Origin of the sequence: Thermomonospora sp. CIF 1 (genome assembly GCF_001896795.1) — a bacterium.
Lineage (GTDB): Bacteria > Actinomycetota > Actinomycetes > Streptosporangiales > Streptosporangiaceae > Thermomonospora > Thermomonospora curvata.
Map to the genome: position 1 here is coordinate 320,718 of NZ_MOYN02000022.1, position 17,546 is coordinate 338,263.

Consider the following 17,546-nt stretch of genomic DNA (forward strand, 5'->3'; position numbering starts at 1 on the left):
GTCGTCAGATCCGTTCGATGATGGTGGCGGTGGCGTGGGCGCCGCCGGCGCACATGGTGATCAGCGCGGTGGACTTGTCGGCGCGTTCCAGCTCGTGCACCGCCTGGGTGATGAGACGGGCGCCGGTGGAGCCGACCGCGTGGCCCAGCGCGATGGCGCCGCCGTTGACGTTGACCTTGTCCATGTCGGCGTTCAGGACGCCGGCCCACGACAGCACCACCGAGGCGAACGCCTCGTTGATCTCCACCAGGTCGATGTCGTCCAGCGTCATCTTGGCCTTGGCCAGCACGTGCCGGGTGGCGTCGATCGGCCCGTCCAGGTGGTAGTAGGGGTCGGAGCCGACCATGCCGGAGGCCACGATCCGGGCGCGCGGCCGCAGCCCCAGCTCGGCGGCCTTCTCCGGGGTGGTCAGCAGCACCGCGGCGGCGCCGTCGCTGATCTGGGAGGTGTTGCCGGCGGTGTGGATGCCGTCGGGGATGACCGGCTTGAGCTTGGCCAGCGCCTCCATGCTGGTCTCGCGCAGCCCTTGGTCGCGGGTGACCACGGCGGTCTCGCCCGTGGGGCCCTCGGGGCCCATGACCGGGGCGGTGACCTCGACGATCTGCCCGGCGAAGCGGTTCTCCGCCCAGGCCTGGGCGGCCTTGCGCTGGGAGGCCAGGCCGAAGGCGTCGGCGTCCTGGCGGGTGATGCCGCGCCGTTTGGCGATGCGTTCGGCGGCGGTGAACTGGTCGGGCATGTCCAGCGACCAGGAGTCGGGGAAGGGGTTGCCGGTCTCGGGGGTGACGGCCTGGCCGAGGAAGACCCGGCTCATCGACTCCACGCCGCAGCCGATCCCGGCGTCGATCGCGCCGGAGGCGATCAGCCCGGCGACCATGTGCACCGCCTGCTGGGAGGAGCCGCAGGCGCAGTCGATGGTGGTGCAGGCGGTCTGGTAGGGCAGCCCGGCGTGCAGCCAGGCCTGGCGGGTGACGTTGTTGGACTGCTCCCCGGCCTGGGTGACGCAGCCGCCGACCACCTGGCCGATGACCTCCGGCGCGATCCCGGCCTTGTCCAGCAGGCCCTTTTGGGCCGCGCCCAGCAGCTCGGCCGGGTGCAGGCCCGACAGGACCCCGTTGCGCTTGCCGACCGGGGTGCGGACGGCTTCGACGATGACGGCCTCAGGCATGAGAGCTCCCTGTCTTCTCGGCGGCGGTCAGCACGCGCTTGGCCCACCGGTAGTCGGCCTTGCCGCTGGGCGAGCGCACCACCGCGTCGGTGAAGGTGATCAGCGCCGGGACCTTGTAGCCGGCCAGCTGGGTGCGGCAATGGGCGCGCAGGTCCTCGACGGTGGGCGCGGCGGCGCCCGCGCGCAGCTCGACCACGGCGGCCACGCGTTCCCCGAAGCGCTCGTCGGGGACGCCGGCGACCAGGGCGTCCATCACCGCCGGGTGGGACTTGAGGGCCTGTTCGACCTCTTCGGGGAAGACCTTCTCCCCACCGGTGTTGATGCAGCCGGAGCCGCGGCCCAGCACCACGATGGTGCCGTCGGCCTCGACCTTGGCCATGTCGCCGAGGATCGACCAGCGGACCCCGTCGATGACCGGGAAGGTGCGGGCGGTCTTGTCCGGGTCGTTGTAGTAGCCGAGCGGGACGTGGCCGCTGCGGGCGACGTAGCCGATCTCCTCGCTGCCGGGCGGGAGCGGTTTGAGGTCGGCGTCCACCACGGTCACGTGCGGGCTGGGCGCCAGGCGCATCAGCCCGTCGTCGCCGACGGTGATGTTGCCGTCGACGCCGGATTCGGAGGCCCCGAAGCCGTTGTTGATGTGGATGCCGGGCAGCAGTTCGGCGAACTCCTCCTGGACGCTGCGCGACAGGATCGCCCCGCCCGAGCCCAGCACCTTCCAGGAGCTGAGGTCGTAGTCGGCGCCGTGGGCGCGGATCGCGTCGACCAGCGGCCGGGCCATGGCGTCGCCGACCATCGCGACGATCATGGGCTTCTCCCGGTCGACCAGCCGCAGCACCTCCAGGGCGTCGAAGCGGCGCAGCAAGATCACCACCGCCCCGCCGTACAGCGCGCTCAGCAGCGTGTAGGAGGCCGCGCCGTGCATCAGCGGCATGGTGATCAGGTAGGACAGGGGGAAGCCGTTCTTGGCGCCCTCGGCCAGGGCCTCCGGGGACAGGTACGGGTCGCCGTAGTGGTTTCCGCCCTTGGTGGCGGCCATGTAGAAGTCCTCGTGCCGCCACACCACGCCCTTGGGCAGCCCGGTGGTGCCGCCGGTGTAGACGATGAAGCGGTCGTCGGCGGTGCGCTCATCGGCCAGCGGCGGGTCCTCCGGGCGGCCTTCGAAGGCGGCTTCGAAGTCGGTCACGGTGAGGCGGCCGGGCCAGGAGGCGGGCTCCTGCGGCGCCTCGTCGCCGCGCACCACCCAGGCGTGGCGCAGTTTGGGGCAGTCCGCGGCCACCCGGGCGGCGGCGGGCGTGAACTCCTCGCCGATGACCAGGGCCACCAGGTCGGCGTCGGTGTACAGGTGGCGCAGCTCGCGGTCGGTGTAGCGGAAGTTGATGTTGATCGGCACCGCCCGGATCTTCAGGCAGGCCAGCATGGCCTCCACGTACTCGACCCCGTTGAGCATGTGGAGGCCGACGTGCTCGCCCGGGGCGATGCCGGCGTCCAGCAGGGCGTGTCCCAATGCGCTGGCGCGCCGGTCCAGTTCGGCATAGGTCAGCCTGCGCTCTCCGCAGACCACGGCCGGCCGGTCCGCCACGGCGGCGGCCACGGCCTCAAAGAGCGTCGCCAGGTTCAGCGTCATGCGGGGAGGCTAGAATTCGTTCTCACCTGCTACAAGATCGGTCCCACTCAGCGGTCACCGCGGGACCTTCCCTATCGGTCCGCCCGCTCAGCGGGACGTCCGCCCGCAGAAAAATAGAATTCGTACTAGCTTCCCGGTGGTCATCCGTATCACGACCGGGAGCAAGTGATGAACGCAGACCTCACCCTGGCGGGCCGCACCGCCGTGGTCACCGGCGCGGGCGCCGGGCTCGGCCGCAGCGAGGCCCTGGCGCTGGCCGCGCGGGGCGCCAACGTGGTGGTCAACGACGTGGGCCCGGCCGCCGAGGAGGTCGTCGCCGAGATCAAGGCCGCCGGCGGCCAGGCCGTCGCGGTGATCGGCGACGTCGGCGAATGGTCCATGGGCGACACCCTGGTGTCGGCCGCGCTGGACACCTTCGGCGGGCTGGACATCGTGGTCAACAACGCCGGCGTGCTGCGCGACCGGATGCTGTTCAACCTGTCCGAGTCCGACTGGGACGATGTGATCCGCATCCACCTCAAGGGGCACGCGGCGCTGTCGCGCGCCGCCGCGGCGCACTGGCGGGCCGCCAGCAAGGCCGCCGGCGGCCCGGTCTACGGCCGGGTCATCAACACCTCCTCGGAGGCGTTCCTGTTCGGCAGCGCCGGCCAGCCCAACTACTCGGCCGCCAAGGCCGGGATCGTGGCGCTGACGCTGTCCACCGCCCAGGGCCTGGCCCGCTACGGGGTGCGCGCCAACGCCATCTGCCCGCGCGCCCGCACCGCGATGACCGCGGCGTCCTTCGGGGAGGGCACCTCCCCCGGCGGGCTGGACGCGCTGGCCCCCGAGCGGGTGGGGACGTTCGTCAGCTACCTGGCCTCCCCCGCCGCCGACCACATCAGCGGCCAGGTGTTCATCGTCTACGGCGACATGGTGGCGCTGATGGCCGCGCCGACGGTGGAGCGCAAGTTCACCGCCGAAAGCGGGATCTTCTCGGTGGAGGAGCTGAACGAGCAGCTCACCCCCTACTTCAAGGACCGCGACCCGCACCGCACCTACGCCGCCTACAGCGTCGCCGCGCTCGACACCACGGGGGCCTCCAAGATCCCCGGGCAGTGAGCCCCGCGCGGGCCTGACCCCTGCCGGGTGCGCCGGGAGCCTCCGCAAGCGCGATGGCCGCCTCCCCACCGGAGAGGCGGCCATCGTCGTTCCGGCCGGCGGTCAGAAGACCTCGGGGCCGCGCAAGATGGCCTCGGCGCCGCCGTCCACGTAGATGATCTGGCCGGTCATGTGGGTGTTGGCCGGGGAGATCAGCCAGGCCAGCGCCTCGGCGATCACCTCGGGGTCGGCGTGGCCGCCCAGCGGCATCGGCACCGCCTCGTTCATGATCTTGACCATGGCCGCGTCGGCCAGCAGCGGCTCGATCATCGGGGTGCGGACCACGCCGGGGGCGATCGCGTTCAGCGGGATGCCCGCCCCGGCCCACTCGGGGGTGATGCAGACCCGCCGCAGCCACTGGGCCAGCGCCGCCTTCGAGGACGGGTAGGTCTTGTTGCCCTGGCCGGCCGCGACGACCTTCTCGGCCGCCGCCACCGCGGCCTCCTCATCGCCGTCCAGGCAGGCCGCGACCACGGCCTCATCCAGCGGCTGGGTGCCGGAGATGGACGCCACGGTCGCCGCCCGGGGCCGCTCGGCCCTGGCCAGCGCCGGGCGCAGCCCCTCCAGCAGCGCGGTCACCCCGAAGAAGTTCACCCGGACCGGCAGGGAGGTGAACTGGGAGACCCCGGCGCAGGCCACCACGGCGTCCAGCACCCCGCCGCACAGCTCCAGCACCCGCCGCACCGCGTGGGCGCGGCCCTCGGGGGTGCCCAGATCGGCCACCACCTCCGCCTCGTGCAGGTCGATCCCGATGACCTCATCGCCCCGCTCGCGCAGCAGCCCGGCCAGCGCCCGGCCGATGCCGGAGGCCGATCCGCTCACCGCGATGGTCCGTCCCATGGCCTGCTCCTCTTTCTAGATGTGGGCTCCGCCGTCCACGCGCAGCTCGGCGCCGGTCAGATAGGAGGCGTCGCGGGAGGCCGCGAACGCGATCACGGAGGCGATCTGCTCGGGCTCGGCGGAGCCGAACGGCGCCCGGATCCGGTTGAAGTAGCTCAGGTCCACACCCTGGGGGACCACGTCGGGCCGCCGGGTCAGCGGGGTGTCGACGGTGCCCGGGGAGACGGGCACCACCCGGATGCGGCGAGCGGTCAGCTCGGCGGCCAGGCTCAGCGAGAAGGCCAGCACCGCGCCCTTGGACGCCGAGTAGGCGGTCATGTAGGGGTTGCCCTGGGTGGCCGACAGCGAGGCCACGTTGACGATGACGCCGGAGCCGTCCGGCAGGTACCGCAGCGCCTCCCGGCAGAACAGGGCGGTGCCGACCAGGTTCACCGAGAACAGGTGCTGCAGGTCGGCCACCGACAAGGTGGCGATCGGCGTGGCCCTGTGGACGCCCGCCACGTTGATCAGGACGTCGATGCCGCCGAGCGCGGCGGCGGCGCGGTCCGTGGCGGCGACCACCGCGGCCTCGTCGGTGACGTCGGCGACGCCGGTCACCAGCCGGCCCGGCCCGGTCACCGCCGCGGCGGTCGCGGCCAGTCCCTCTTCGGACACATCGACCCCGAACACCGCGGCGCCCTCTGCGGTCAGCCGCAGCGCCGTGGCCCGTCCGATACCCGATGCCGCCCCGGTGAGCAGCACCTTCACCCCGTCGAAGCGATTCATGCCGGGGACGGTAACGGCGATCTCTCGCCGTCCGGCGCGGTGATCCCGGTCACCGGAAGCGGCCGTTTTCAGCCCTCCCGGTCGCCGGTGCGGCCGTTTTCCTGATTCTCCTCGCGGCCGGGCGCGTTGGAGCGCGGCGCCAGCAGCAGCCAGCAGGCCAGCCGGATGTCGTTTTCCAGGTCCGACAGCGACGCCCGGCCGTTCAGGCTGGACTGCAGCACCCCGTACCAGCACTGCATCAGCAGCCGCACCAAGGTGACGTCCTTGACGGTGGGCACCTCGATGCCCAGCGCCTCCAGGATGATCTCGCGGAAGCCGTTGTCGATGCGGGCGGCGTCGCCGACGGTGGCGGCGTTGGCCAGCCCGGAGCACTGCAGCATCGCCGAGGCCAGCACCGGGCGGCGCAGCAGCTGGCGGCTGGCCTGCACCAGCAGCTCGCCGACCGCGTCCTCGGGCGCCACGCCGGGCTCGGGCGGGCGGATGCTCTCCCGGAACCGATCCACCTGGTCGGCCATGACCGCGGTGAACAGGTGGACCTTGGAGGGGAAGTAGCGGTACAGCGTGCCGATCGCGACCCCGGCCTCCTTGGCCACCTCGTGCATCTGGACGCGCTCCAGCGGCTTTTCACTGCCGATGCGCATGGCCGCCCGGAGGATGCGCCGGCGCCTGTCATGCTGTTCAGGCGAGCTGGGCTCGGCCGGTGGCCGGGCCGATGCGATCCTCGGCACGTCGTCTCCGTTCACGCTCGATCCCCGCATGACAATACAGAGCCCTCCGCCATGGGACGGCCTGCTGATTCCGATGAGTGGGATGTGAGATCCGGCGCATCCGGCGTTGCGCTTGCCTGGAGCGGGCGCCAAGACGTGAAAGGACAACGCATGGGCAACGCCGGGGAATCGTGGGACGACCGTTTCGACGTGGTGGTGGCCGGATCGGGTGCGGGGGCCATGACCGGGGCGCTTGCGGCCGCCTCCAGCGGGCTGCGCACCGTCGTCCTGGAGAAGACACCGCTGCTGGGCGGCACGTCCGCGTACTCGGGGTCGGCCATCTGGCTGCCGGGCAGCCGGGTGCAGCAGCGGGCGGGCATCGGGGATTCGACCGAGTCGGCCCGCACCTACCTGCGGGCGTTGCTGGGCGAGGAGAACGCCGGGCACCGGGAGGCGTTCTTGTCCACCGCCCCGCAGGTGGTGGAGTTCCTGGAACAGAACCCGGAGATCGAGTTCGAGTGGCGGCCCTTCCCCGACTACTTCGCCCGGCCCGGCCGCATGGACCAGGGCCGCTCCTTCGTGCCGCTGGACCTGCCGCAGGACCGGCTGGGAGAGCTGGCCTCCCTGGTGCGTCCCATCGTGGACCGTGACCGCGCCGGGCTGGGCCACGACCCGGCCGCGCCGCTGTCGGCCGGGCGGGCGCTGATCGGCCGGCTGCTGCTGGCGTTCACGCAGACCGGCAACGGGGTGGTGCGCACCGAGACCGCGCTGACCGACCTGATCGTCGAAGACGGCCGGGTGGTCGGGGTGGTGGCCCGCACCGCAGACGGGACCGTCCGGCTGCGCGCCGAGCGCGGGGTGCTGCTGGCCGCCGGCGGGTTCGAAGGCGACGCGGCGGCCCGCGCCGAACGCGGCCTGCCGGGCAGCGCGCAATGGTCGATGGCCCCGGCCGGAGCCAACACCGGCGACGCCATCGCGGCGGCGGTGCGCATCGGCGCCGCCACCGGCCTGCTGGACCAGGCCTGGTGGTGCCCGGGCCTGGCCACGCCCGACGGCAGGGCCGCCTTCACGCTGGGTTTCCGCGGCGGCCTCATCGTGGACGGCTCCGGCCGCCGCTTCGCCAACGAGTGCCTGCCGTACGACCAGATGGGCCGCCAGATGGCCGCCGAACCCGGCCGCGTCCCCGCCCACCTGATCTTCGACTCGCGTTCCGGCGGCAGGCTCCCGGCCATCTCGGTGCCCACGGTCAAGCCCGAAGAACAACTGAAGGCCGGGCTGTGGGTGAAGGCCGACACCCTGGAGGACCTGGCCGCCGCCCTCGGCCTGCCCGCCGACAACCTGACCACCACCGTCGAGCGCTTCAACGGCTTCGCCGAAAAGGGCACCGACGAGGACTTCCACCGCGGCGAGGACCCTTACGACCGGTTCTTCGCCACCGGCGACGGCCCCAACCCCTGCCTGGTCCCCATCGACCGGCCGCCCTACTACGCGGCCCGCGTCGTCCTCAGCGACCTGGGCACCAAGGGCGGCCTGCGCACCGACACCGAGGCCCGGGTGCTCGACGCCTCCGGCAACCCCATCCCCGGCCTGTACGCGGTGGGCAACACCAGCGCGTCCTTCACCGGCCCGTTCTACCCGGGGCCGGGCATCCCGATCGGCACGGCCATGGCGTTCGCCTACCGCGCCGTCCAGGACATGAAGTAGAGGCTGCGCCCTGAGGACAGAGGCCCGCACCGCCCCGGTGCGGGCCTCGTTCTATCCCGAACTGGGGAACAGCGAAAGACCTCCCCATACCGAAATTTCCATTTGTGACATCGACAAAATGGTGGAAGAGCGCCTGCAGCGTCAGCAGGTCCTCGCCCGGGAATACGACTCCCCGACTCTGGTCGCGGTCATCTCGGAGGCCGTTCTCCTGTACAACGTGGGCGGAGCGGAGGTCATGCGCGCCCAGCTGGCGCATCTGATCGAGATGGCCCGCAGAAGCGACGTCTTCATTCACGTCATCCCGATGACGTCCGAGGTCTGCGCCGGGTTCCTGGCGAACTTCATCATCGCTACCCTCGACGGTAGAGAAGTCGCCTACCTGGACAACCAGCTGAACGGCGAAGTGATCGAAGAGCCAGAGAACCTGGCGCTATTGCGAAGGATGTTCGAACGCTTCAGGGCGCACTCCCTCAGCCGGCCGGATTCGATCGAGCTGATCAGAAGGATCATGGAAGAGCGGTGGACGAGATGAAGTGGCGCAAGTCGTCCTACAGCGGAGCCAACGGCGGCGCATGCGTTGAGCTGGCACGCGTTCCCGGCACCCGGCAGGTCGCGGTGCGCGACTCCAAGCAGCCGGACGGACCACAGCACAGGCTCAGCCTCACCGCAATGACGGGCCTCATCACAGCCATCAAGAACGGCGACCACGACCTGCGCCGGTCCTGAACGCCCTCGGGTCGTGAAGGCCCTGCGCCTTCAGGCGCAGGGCCTTTTCTCCCGGTCGTAGTCGGAATCGGTGCTGTCGATCTCGGTGCGGATCTGGTTGATCCGGCCCTCGATCTCGGCGGCGTCACCGGCGCCGTCCACGACGGTGGTCTCGTCCTTGGTGACGATGACGCGCTTGGCGCGGCCGAGCATCCTGTACCCCCGCGTCATGGCCGGCGCGGTCGCCGCCGCCGTCCGCGTGGCCGGGCGGCACTGGATCTCCCCCGGCGCCACCGGCTCCTTCGCCGACGTCCTGCGCCGCGCCCTGACCTGCATCCTCCCGGCGGCCCAGGCTCAGGAGGACTCCTGACGGCCGCGCGCGAAGGTCACTCGTGCAGCCGCAGCAAGGGCTTGATGGCCTCCAAGACGGCGGGGTCCTCGATGGTGGGCGGGACCGGCTCCTCCCGCCCGGCGGCCAGGCCGCGCATGGTCTTGCGGAGGATCTTGCCGGAGCGGGTCTTGGGCAGCGCGGGCACCACGGCCACGTCCCGGAAGGCGGCCACCGGGCCCACCTCGCGGCGGACGGCGGCGATCAGCTCGGCGCGCAGCTCGTCCGCGGCGACCTCGGCGCCGGCCTTCAGCACCACCAGGCCGTAGGGGATCTGGCCCTTGACCGGGTCGGGGACGCCGATCACCGCGCACTCGGCGACGGCGGGGTGGGCGGCCAGGGCGGCCTCCATGGCGCCGGTGGACAGCCGGTGGCCGGCCACATTGATGACGTCGTCGACGCGGCCCATGACGAACAGGTAGCCGTCCTCGTCGCGGTAGCCGGAGTCGCCGGTGGTGTAGTAGCCCTCGTGCCGGCTCAGGTAGGAGTCGAGGAAACGCTCGTCGTCGCCCCACAGCGTGGCCAGCGCACCGGGGGGCAGCGGCAGCTTGATGACGATCTCGCCCTCCTGCCCGGGTGGCAGCTCCGCGCCCGTGGCGTCCACGATCCGCACGTCCCAGCCGGGCATGGGCACGGTGGCCGAGCCGGGCTTGACCGGCATCGGCTCCAGCCCCTGGGGGTTGGCGGCGATGGCCCAGCCGGTCTCGGTCTGCCACCAGTGGTCGATCACCGGGACGCCGAGCTTCTCGGTGGCCCACTGCCAGGTCTCCGGGTCCAGCCGCTCCCCGGCCATGAACACCCCGCTCAGCGAGCCGAGGTCATATTTGGCCAGTTCGGCGCCGTCGGGATCGACCTTCTTGATGATCCGCAGAGCAGTGGGGGCGGCGAACAGCTTCTTGACGCCGTACTCGGAGATCACTCGCCAGAACGCGCCCGCATCCGGGGTGCCGACCGGTTTACCCTCGTACATCACGGTGGTCGCGCCGACCAGCAGCGGCCCGTAGACGATGTAGCTGTGGCCGACGACCCAGCCGACGTCGGAGGCCGTCCACCACACATCGCCGGCGCCGATGTCGTAGATCGCCCCCATCGACCAGGCCAGCGCCACCGCGTGGTCGCCGTTGGTGCGCAGCACGCCCTTGGGCTTACCGGTCGTCCCCGAGGTGTAGAGGATGTAGAGCGGGTCGGTGGAGTCCACCGGCACCGGGTCGGCGGGGGCGGCGCCCGGGACGACGTCGGCCCAGTCCAGTTCGCCGGGTCCCAGCTCGGCGCGCTGCCGGTCGCGCTGCAGCAGCAGGACGTGGTCGGGACGGTGGGCGGCCATGTCCAGGGCCTGGTCGAGGATCGGCTTGTAGGGCACCACGCGGGTCGGCTCGATGCCACAGGAGGCGGTGACGACCACTTTGGGGCGGGCGTCGTCGATGCGCACCGCCAGCTCCCGGGGCGCGAACCCGCCGAAGACCACCGAGTGCACCGCGCCGATCCGCGCGCAGGCCAGCATGGTGATGACGGCCTCGGGCACCATCGGCATGTAGACGATGACCCGGTCGCCCTCGCCGACGCCGAGCCCGGCCAGCGCCCCGGCCGCCCGGGCGACCTCATCGCGCAGCCGCCGGTAGGTGTAGCGGCGCTGGGCGGGTTCCATCGCCGAGTCCCAGATCAGCGCGGTGCGGTCGCCGGCGCCGCGCTCGATGTGCCGGTCCAGGGCGTTGTAGGAGGTGTTCAGCCGCCCGCCGGGGAACCAGCGGTAGAACGGGGCGTTCGCATCGTCCAGCGCCCGCTCGGGGAAGACGTCCCAGTCGATCAGGCCGGCCGCATCCAGCCAGAACCGCTCCGGATCCGCCAGGCTCTGCTCGTAGGCCTTCGCATACGCTCCCATCCCGGGCTCCTTTTCGGCTGTGCAACGGGCGCTTCCCCGACGCGCCCGCCGCGCCTTTCGGGACGGGACGGCCAAGACGCGCGAACACACCCCTGCGACCCGGGCGCGACGGCCTGCGGCCGGGGCGGGTTTTCTCCATACCCGTTCTGCCCGGCCGCCAACGCGGCGGCGCGCCCGTCCGGGGCCGTGCGGACGGCGATTTGACCTCAAGCGAAGTCGAGGTTTTAGCGTCCCGGTACGTCCATGAACGACGGGAGGCTCAGATGTCCGCGGTGTACCGGGTGGACAAGTTCATCGTCCCCGACCAGGCGCGCGAGGAGTTCTGGCGCAACGTCCGGCGAACCCATGCGGTGCTGCGCGAGCAGCCGGGCTTCCTGGAGGAGGTGCTGCTGGAACGGCACTCCGGCCCCGGCCGTTTCAACGCGGTCACGATCGTCAAGTGGGCCTCCGCCGACGACCTGGCCGCCGCGCGGACGGCCGTCGAGCAGGCCCACCGGCAGATCGGCTTCCAGCCCGCCGAGTTCTTCCGCACCGCCGGGATCGAGGCGGACCTGATGAACTACGTCGAAGTCGAGGCCTAAGACGCCCGCTCCGGAGAGCGCGCCCGCGGGGAGAGGTCCCCGCGGGCGCCTAGAGCAGGTTGTCTTCGATCTTCAGGCCGAACTCGCCGCGGCCGTACATGGCCAGGGCGCGTTCGGGGTCGTTGGCCACGTGCACGCTGCCGGCGTGGGCGTCCCGCCAGGCGCGTTCGATGACGTGGCCGCGGTGCAGGGAGTTGCCGCCGGCGGTCTTGAACAGGATGTCGATGGCCTCGATGGCGCGTTCGGTGCCGCGGACCTGGTCGCGGCGGGCCCGCAGGCGCAGCTCCATGGGGATCTTCTCGCCCGCGACGGCGTGGGCGTACATCTCGCGGACGTTGCGCTCGGTCTGCAGCACCGCCGCGTCGATCTCCGAGGCGGCACGGCCCACCGCGACCTGGGCGAACGGGTCCTCCACGAACCGGCCGCCGCCCAGGCTGAGGCGGATGCGGTCGCGCATGGACTCCACGTAGTGCGCATAGCAGCCGGCCACGATGCCGATCACGCTGGAGGTGATGGTGGTGGTGAAGAGCGTGCCGAACGGCATGCGGAACAGCGGGCCGGTGTTGACCTTGCTGCCGGGGGCGCGCAGCCGGGCCATGTCGTAGTTGCGCATCACCCGGTGCTCGGGGACGAACGCCCCCTTCACCACGATGTCGTCGCTGGCGGTGCCGCGCAGCCCGGTGGCGTCCCACACCTGGCGGATCTCATAGTCCCGGCGGGGCAGCAGGATGGTCATGAAGTCCACCGGACGGCCCTCGGCGCCCACCACCAGGGCGCCCAGCAGCGCCCAGTCGGCGAACTCGCAGCCGGAGGAGAAGCCCCAGCGCCCGGTCACCTCATAGCCGCCCTCCACCGGGGTGAGCCGGCCTATCGGGGCATACGAGGAGGAGATCAGCGTGTCCGGGCCGTTGCTCCACACCTCCCGCTGGGCCTCGTCGGGGAACATGCCCAGATGCCAGGCGTGCACGCCCAGCACCCCGGTGACCCAGCCGGTGGAGCCGCAGGCGCCGGAGATCATGCGGACCGCCCGGTAGAAGTCCACCGGGTCGCTCTCCAGGCCCCCGTGCCGGGACGGCTGCAGCAGCCGGAACACCCCGGCCTCGGTCAGTTCCCGGATCGTCTCGGCCGGAATGCGTCCCTTTTCGTCGACGGACCGGGCCCGTTCAGCGATCTGTGGCAACAGCCCGCGCACCGCCTCCAGGACCTCGTTGCTCATCTGCTGCTCCCTGTCGTGCTCACGTCCGCGATGCAGCAGACCACGCCCGCGCCGGTCGGCGGGCGGTGGCGTCCCGGCCAATGAGACTGCGCGGTCTGTGACGTGACCTGCGGCATAGCGTGCAGTTCGAAGCAATCCGCCCTTTGAAGGGATGATCCACGTGACCGCGACCGAGTCCGACGCGATCCGCGTCATCGAGGCGGAGGCGATTCCCGACCGCTACGCCCGGGGATGGCACTGCCTGGGTCTCGCTGAGAAGTTCAAGGACGGCAAGCCGCACACCGTCAACGCCTTCGGGCAGAAGCTCGTGGTGTTCTGCGGTGAGGACGGCAAGATCAACGTGCTGGACGCCTACTGCCGGCACCTGGGCGGCGACCTGTCCAAGGGCACCGTCAAGGGCAACGAGATCGCCTGCCCCTTCCACGACTGGCGCTGGGGCGGCGACGGCCGCTGCAAGAAGATCCCCTACTCCCGGCGGGTCCCGCTGCGCGCCCGCACCGCCGCCTGGCCCACGATGGAGCAGGACAAGCTGCTGTTCATCTGGAACGACCCGGAGGGCAACCCGCCTCCTCCGGAGGTCACCATCCCCCGCATCAAGGGCGTCGGGCAGGAGGACTGGACCGACTGGCTGTGGACGGAGACGATCGTCCACACCAACTGCCGGGAGATCATCGACAACGTCGTCGACATGGCGCACTTCTTCTACGTGCACTACTCCTTCCCGGTCTACTTCAAGAACATCTTCGAAGGCCACATCGCCACCCAGATCATGAAGGGCAAGAGCCGCCCGGACATCGCCAAGCCCGACGCCGACGGCAACAAGATGCTCGGCAACACCTCGGTGGCGTCCTACTACGGGCCGTCGTTCATGATCGACGAGCTGACCTACCACTACGAGGGCTTCGACCTGGAGTCGGTGCTGATCAACTCGCACTACCCGATCGACCAGAACTCCTTCGTGCTGCACTCGGGGATCATCGTGCAGCGCCACCCCAAGCTGAAGGGGGACGCCGCCGAGAAGGTCGCCCAGCGGCTGTCGCGCTTCATCCTCAAGGGCTTTGAGCAGGACATCGAGATCTGGCGGCACAAGGCCCGCATCGACAACCCCCTGCTGTGCGAGGAGGACGGCCCGGTCTACCAGCTGCGCCGCTGGTACCAGCAGTTCTACGTGGACGTCGCCGACGTCACCCCGGAGATGACCGACCGGTTCGAGTACGAGATCGACACCACCCGTCCGGTGGAGGCATGGACCCGCGAGGCCGAGGAGAACCTGGCTCGCCAGAAGGCCGCCGCGCAGGGGCAGCCGGCGTGAGGATCCGCGAGGACAACCGCCTGCTGGACGGCGTGCCGATGCAGCCGGTGCGCTGCCGGCGGTGCGACGGCGAGGTGCTGGTGCGCAAGGCCAGCTGGCAGCAGACCAGCATCCAGTGGAACGCCGAGGCCGCCTCGGCCTGCCCGAGCCTGGCCGAGGACCGCTGGAACACGTGCCCGGCGCTGATGTCGGCGATCCAGGAGGCCGCGCTGAACGGCGCCATCAAGATCGTCGAGGAGTGACGCGCGCCGGCCGGTGCCGATGTCCGGAGCGGGCGACGGGACGGGGAGGGACGTCGCCCGCCGGGTCGCAGAGCCGGACCCGGGCGGGGGATCACCGCCGGGTTCGGCACCGATGTTCCTTTGGCATGCCCTGATGTCGCCGGCGAGGCCCGAGCCCGCGGCCCGGTGAACGCCACGGGGGCGTCCCGGCAGACGCGTCTTCAAGGCCTGCGCCGCCGCGAGCGCCGAGGGCGGGACTTCGGCGCGGCCCCGCCGCACGCGGCCGGGCCTTTTGAAGATCGCCGCAGCGGCCCGGCCTCCCCTTTCGAGACCGGCACCGCCGGCGGTGCCCTCCCAACCGGTGAGCCTTTTTCAATGCGCCGTTCCCGCAGATCGCCCGCGGGGTGCGTCGCGGTCGGGGACGATGCCGTGACCGGCGGGCCTCGGATATCGCCCCGGCCCTCGTGCTTGAAAAGGCTCGGTGCAGGCGCCCGCGACCGGCCTGCACCGCTTCTGTTCGAGTTCCGCTCGAGGTTTCCGCTTGAGGACGGCGGGCAGCGCACGGCGCCGCCCGGTCCCGACGCCGGACAAAGAAGGACAGTGATGATCGACAAGGACCGTTACGGGCCCTGGGCCGTGATCGCCGGAGGCTCGGAAGGGGTCGGTGCCCGCTTCGCCCACCGCCTGGCCGACGCGGGCGTGAACCTGGTGCTGATCGCCCGCAAGCCCGGCCCGCTGGCCGAGACCGCCGAGCAGGTGCGGGCCAAGGGGGTGCAGGTGCGCACCCTGGAGCTGGACCTGGTCTCCCCCGACCCGCTCAAGGCGATCCGCGAGGTCACCGACGACCTGGAGGTCGGGCTGCTGATCTTCAACGCGGGCGCCAACAGCTACGGGCACGAGTTCGTCACCGGCGACCTGGACCGCTTCCAGGACGTCATCGCCCTCAACATCACCGCCCAGCTGTCGCTGACCCACCACTTCGGCGCGCTGATGAAGCAGCGGGGCCGCGGCGGCATCATCCTGGTCGGCTCCCTGGCCGGCTACATGGGCCAGGCGCAGATCAGCGTCTACTCCGCCGCCAAGGCCTTCAGCCGCGTCTTCGCCGAGGGCCTGTGGCTGGAGCTGCGCGACCACGGGGTGGACGTGCTGGAGCTGGTGCTGGGCGTCACCCGCACCCCGGCGATGGAACGCGCCGGGTTGAACATGGACATCCCGGGCCTGAACGTCGCCGACCCCGACGATGTGGCCCGCGAGGGCCTGGAGCACCTGTCCGACGGCCCGGTCTGGGTCGCCGGCGGCAACTACGAGGCCGCCGTCAAGCGCAGCGGCTTCCCCCGCGCCAAGCTGGTCGCCGGAGCCCACGCGGCCATGCAGCGCATGCTTCCCCCGGCCAAGTGACCCCCGCCCGCGGGGCGGGGGCGGCCGCCCCCGCCCCGCGGCGCTCTGAGGCTCAATGAGCGGCCGGCCGGTTCACCGGGCCCGATCCGGCGCCCGGCCTCCAGGTGCTCGCGGCATTCCCGCCGGGTGAAGCGTCGCGGGTCGGGCCGGGACGGCTGCTTTTCGCGGTCGCGCACACCGCTCACGCCGGCCGTCTGCCTTGCCGCCGAGTGTGGAAGCGTCCCCGCCTCACGATGGGGCAGACGGCACGCGCCGGAGCGGCGTCACTTCAACCGCGGGCGTTCAGCGGGGCATGAGTTCGTAGTCGTAGGTCTTGCCGATTCGCCGGTAGACGGGGTCGGTGGTGTGCCAGGCCTCGGCCCGCAGGGGGCGTTTGATGACCTTGTTGGTGGGGGTGCGGGGCAGTTCGGTCATGATGCGGACGTAGCGGGGCGCCCACTTGGTGCCCAGGTCGGGCTGGGCGTGCAGGAAGGCGGTGAAGGCGGCCGGGTCGAAGGTGCGACCGGGGGCCGGCACCACCGCCGCCATGACCTGGTCGCCGACGCGTTCGTCCGGGACGGCGTAGACCGCCACCTCCAAGAACGCCTCGTGGCGGGCCAGCAGGCGTTCCACGGGGGCGGCGGCGAAGTTCTCCCCGTCCACCCGCAGCCAGTCGCTGTCGCGGCCGGCGAAGTACCAAAAGCCCTCGGCGTCGCGGTAGGCCAGGTCGCCGGACCACACCCAGCCGCCCCGGATCCTCTTGGCGGTGGCCTCGGGGTTGTTGTAGTAGCCCTCGAACTTGGCGGCGCCCTTGGTGTCGACGATCTCGCCAATGGCCTCATCCGGGTTGAGCAGCGTGCCGTTCTCATCGAAGCGGGCGCGCGGGCACTCCTCGCCGGTCTCGGGGTTCACCACGATGACGCCCTCGTCGGCCACGCCCAGCGAGCCGGGCGGGGTGCCGGGCACGCGGACGATGCGGATCTCCCCTTCGCTGGAGCCGTAGGAGTCGATGACGGTGCAGCCGAAGCGGCGGGCGAAGGCGGCGATGTCGCGCGGGGCGGCCTCGTTGCCGAAGGCGATGCGCAGCGGGTTGTCGGCGTCGTCGGGTTTCTCGGGGGTGGCCAGGATGTAGCTGAGGGGCTTGCCGACGTAGTTGAAGAACGTCACCCCGTAGCGGCGGACGTCCGGCAGGAAGCCGGAGGCGGAGAACTTGCGCCGCAGCACCAGCCGCCCGCCGGTGCGCACCGCCGGGGCGATGCCCGCCATGATCGCGTTGGAGTGGAACATCGGCATGACGACGTAGAACACATCCTCGGCGGTCAGGTTGCGGCGCTGGGCCTGCTGGACGGCGATGCGGCCGAGCCGGCCCTGGCTGCAGATGACGGCCTTGGGCGCCGAGGTCGTCCCGGAGGTGAAGACCAGCGAGAAGATCGTCTTGGGGTCGATCGGGGGGCCGCCGGCGGGCAGCGGGCGAGCGTCGGCGAGTTTCTCGGCGTAGGCGTCGGTGTCGGTGACCAGCCGGGGGATGCCGGGGACCAGCCCGTCCAGCAGCACGGCCCGTTCGGTCTCGGTGACCAGCACGCCGCAGTCGGTGTGGGTGATGTCGCGGGCCAGTTCCGCGCCGCGCCGGGTGGGGTTCAGCTCCACCACCGGGATCCCGGCCAGCGCGGCGCCCAGCATCCAGAACAGGTGCTCGGGGCCGTTCTCCAGGAACAGGCCCACATGCCAGGGGCCGTCGGAGCGGCGCAGCGAGCGGGCCAGGCCGGCGCGCAGCCGGGCCTCGGCGATCACCTCGCGCCAGCTCCAGGTGCGGTCCTCATAGCACAGGCCCGTGCGGTCGTCGTCGGCCCTGGCCGCGACCAGCTCGGCGAAGGTGACCGGGTGCTCGGGGCCGTCGTCGGTCAGCGCCCTGCCCGCCGTCATGT

At 71.5% G+C, this 17,546-nt stretch carries 18 protein-coding genes; 9 read left to right on the forward strand and 9 right to left on the reverse strand.

Translation table 11 applies throughout. The features are described 5' to 3' along the window. Nucleotides 1-4 precede the first annotated feature (4 nt). Nucleotides 5-1,165 (reverse strand): steroid 3-ketoacyl-CoA thiolase, encoded by a 1,161-nt coding sequence (locus BUE48_RS17380; protein ID WP_012853817.1) that lies wholly within the window; start codon nucleotides 1,163-1,165, stop codon nucleotides 5-7. Next, nucleotides 1,158-2,789, reverse strand: a complete 1,632-nt coding sequence (locus tag BUE48_RS17385; protein ID WP_286990562.1) for an acyl-CoA synthetase — start codon at nucleotides 2,787-2,789, stop codon at nucleotides 1,158-1,160. Before BUE48_RS17385 ends, BUE48_RS17380 begins: the two co-directional genes overlap by 8 nt. 168 nt (nucleotides 2,790-2,957) lie before the next feature. Here BUE48_RS17385 and BUE48_RS17390 point away from each other — a divergent pair, with 168 nt between their 5' ends. After that, nucleotides 2,958-3,887, forward strand: coding sequence for a 3-oxoacyl-ACP reductase (locus BUE48_RS17390; protein ID WP_012853819.1), 930 nt, complete (start codon nucleotides 2,958-2,960; stop codon nucleotides 3,885-3,887). A gap of 102 nt (nucleotides 3,888-3,989) precedes the next feature. Here BUE48_RS17390 and BUE48_RS17395 read toward each other — a convergent pair whose 3' ends face one another. The 3 genes from BUE48_RS17395 to BUE48_RS17405 all read right to left on the reverse strand — a co-directional run bounded on the left by BUE48_RS17395 (nucleotide 3,990) and on the right by BUE48_RS17405 (nucleotide 6,289). Further along, on the reverse strand, nucleotides 3,990-4,766 hold the full coding sequence (locus BUE48_RS17395; protein WP_012853820.1) for an SDR family oxidoreductase: 777 nt from the start codon (nucleotides 4,764-4,766) through the stop codon (nucleotides 3,990-3,992). 15 nt (nucleotides 4,767-4,781) lie between these two features. After that, on the reverse strand, nucleotides 4,782-5,531 hold the full coding sequence (locus BUE48_RS17400; RefSeq protein ID WP_012853821.1) for an SDR family NAD(P)-dependent oxidoreductase: 750 nt from the start codon (nucleotides 5,529-5,531) through the stop codon (nucleotides 4,782-4,784). A gap of 68 nt (nucleotides 5,532-5,599) precedes the next feature. Further along, nucleotides 5,600-6,289, reverse strand: a complete 690-nt coding sequence (locus BUE48_RS17405) for a TetR/AcrR family transcriptional regulator (protein WP_286990563.1) — start codon at nucleotides 6,287-6,289, stop codon at nucleotides 5,600-5,602. A 120-nt stretch (nucleotides 6,290-6,409) separates the two neighbouring features. On the opposite strand from BUE48_RS17405, the gene BUE48_RS17410 reads away from it, so the two are divergent. From BUE48_RS17410 to BUE48_RS17420, 3 genes are read left to right on the forward strand one after another with little or no spacing between them, the layout of a single operon-like run. After that, complete coding sequence (locus BUE48_RS17410) at nucleotides 6,410-7,942, forward strand: FAD-dependent oxidoreductase (RefSeq protein ID WP_286990564.1); 1,533 nt, start codon at nucleotides 6,410-6,412, stop codon at nucleotides 7,940-7,942. 37 nt (nucleotides 7,943-7,979) lie between these two features. Beyond that, complete coding sequence (locus BUE48_RS17415; RefSeq protein ID WP_012853824.1) at nucleotides 7,980-8,474, forward strand: DUF5753 domain-containing protein; 495 nt, start codon at nucleotides 7,980-7,982, stop codon at nucleotides 8,472-8,474. Next, on the forward strand, nucleotides 8,471-8,668 hold the full coding sequence (locus tag BUE48_RS17420) for a DUF397 domain-containing protein (protein WP_012853825.1): 198 nt from the start codon (nucleotides 8,471-8,473) through the stop codon (nucleotides 8,666-8,668). Before BUE48_RS17415 ends, BUE48_RS17420 begins: the two co-directional genes overlap by 4 nt. A gap of 30 nt (nucleotides 8,669-8,698) precedes the next feature. On the opposite strand, the gene BUE48_RS17425 is transcribed toward BUE48_RS17420, so the two are convergent. Next, complete coding sequence (locus BUE48_RS17425) at nucleotides 8,699-8,878, reverse strand: hypothetical protein (protein ID WP_286990627.1); 180 nt, start codon at nucleotides 8,876-8,878, stop codon at nucleotides 8,699-8,701. Between BUE48_RS17425 and BUE48_RS17430 the strand changes: the two genes are divergently transcribed. Continuing rightward, the gene (locus BUE48_RS17430) at nucleotides 8,835-9,017 is read left to right on the forward strand and encodes an acyl-CoA-like ligand-binding transcription factor (protein ID WP_169313037.1); all 183 of its coding nucleotides are present in this window, start codon (nucleotides 8,835-8,837) and stop codon (nucleotides 9,015-9,017) included. The genes BUE48_RS17425 and BUE48_RS17430 overlap by 44 nt on opposite strands. A gap of 16 nt (nucleotides 9,018-9,033) precedes the next feature. On the opposite strand, the gene BUE48_RS17435 is transcribed toward BUE48_RS17430, so the two are convergent. Next, entirely contained in the window at nucleotides 9,034-11,004 is a 1,971-nt protein-coding gene (locus BUE48_RS17435) for an acetate--CoA ligase (protein ID WP_286990565.1), read from the reverse strand. Nucleotides 11,005-11,177: 173 nt separating this feature from the next. Between BUE48_RS17435 and BUE48_RS17440 the strand changes: the two genes are divergently transcribed. Next, nucleotides 11,178-11,495, forward strand: coding sequence for an antibiotic biosynthesis monooxygenase family protein (locus tag BUE48_RS17440; protein WP_012853827.1), 318 nt, complete (start codon nucleotides 11,178-11,180; stop codon nucleotides 11,493-11,495). Nucleotides 11,496-11,544: 49 nt separating this feature from the next. Here BUE48_RS17440 and hsaA read toward each other — a convergent pair whose 3' ends face one another. Then, nucleotides 11,545-12,711 carry a 3-hydroxy-9,10-secoandrosta-1,3,5(10)-triene-9,17-dione monooxygenase oxygenase subunit gene (gene hsaA, locus BUE48_RS17445; protein ID WP_012853828.1) on the reverse strand — a complete coding sequence of 389 codons (1,167 nt, stop codon included), beginning with the start codon at nucleotides 12,709-12,711 and terminating at the stop codon, nucleotides 11,545-11,547. Between the two features lie 151 nt (nucleotides 12,712-12,862). Between hsaA and BUE48_RS17450 the strand changes: the two genes are divergently transcribed. From BUE48_RS17450 to BUE48_RS17460, 3 genes are all read left to right on the forward strand, one after another. Beyond that, nucleotides 12,863-14,023, forward strand: a complete 1,161-nt coding sequence (locus tag BUE48_RS17450; protein WP_012853829.1) for a 3-ketosteroid-9-alpha-monooxygenase, oxygenase component — start codon at nucleotides 12,863-12,865, stop codon at nucleotides 14,021-14,023. Beyond that, entirely contained in the window at nucleotides 14,020-14,265 is a 246-nt protein-coding gene (locus tag BUE48_RS17455) for a hypothetical protein (protein ID WP_012853830.1), read from the forward strand. Before BUE48_RS17450 ends, BUE48_RS17455 begins: the two co-directional genes overlap by 4 nt. A gap of 582 nt (nucleotides 14,266-14,847) precedes the next feature. Beyond that, complete coding sequence (locus tag BUE48_RS17460) at nucleotides 14,848-15,642, forward strand: SDR family NAD(P)-dependent oxidoreductase (protein ID WP_012853831.1); 795 nt, start codon at nucleotides 14,848-14,850, stop codon at nucleotides 15,640-15,642. Nucleotides 15,643-15,924: 282 nt separating this feature from the next. Here BUE48_RS17460 and BUE48_RS17465 read toward each other — a convergent pair whose 3' ends face one another. Next, the gene (locus BUE48_RS17465) at nucleotides 15,925-17,544 is read right to left on the reverse strand and encodes an AMP-binding protein (protein ID WP_012853832.1); all 1,620 of its coding nucleotides are present in this window, start codon (nucleotides 17,542-17,544) and stop codon (nucleotides 15,925-15,927) included. Nucleotides 17,545-17,546 lie beyond the last annotated feature (2 nt).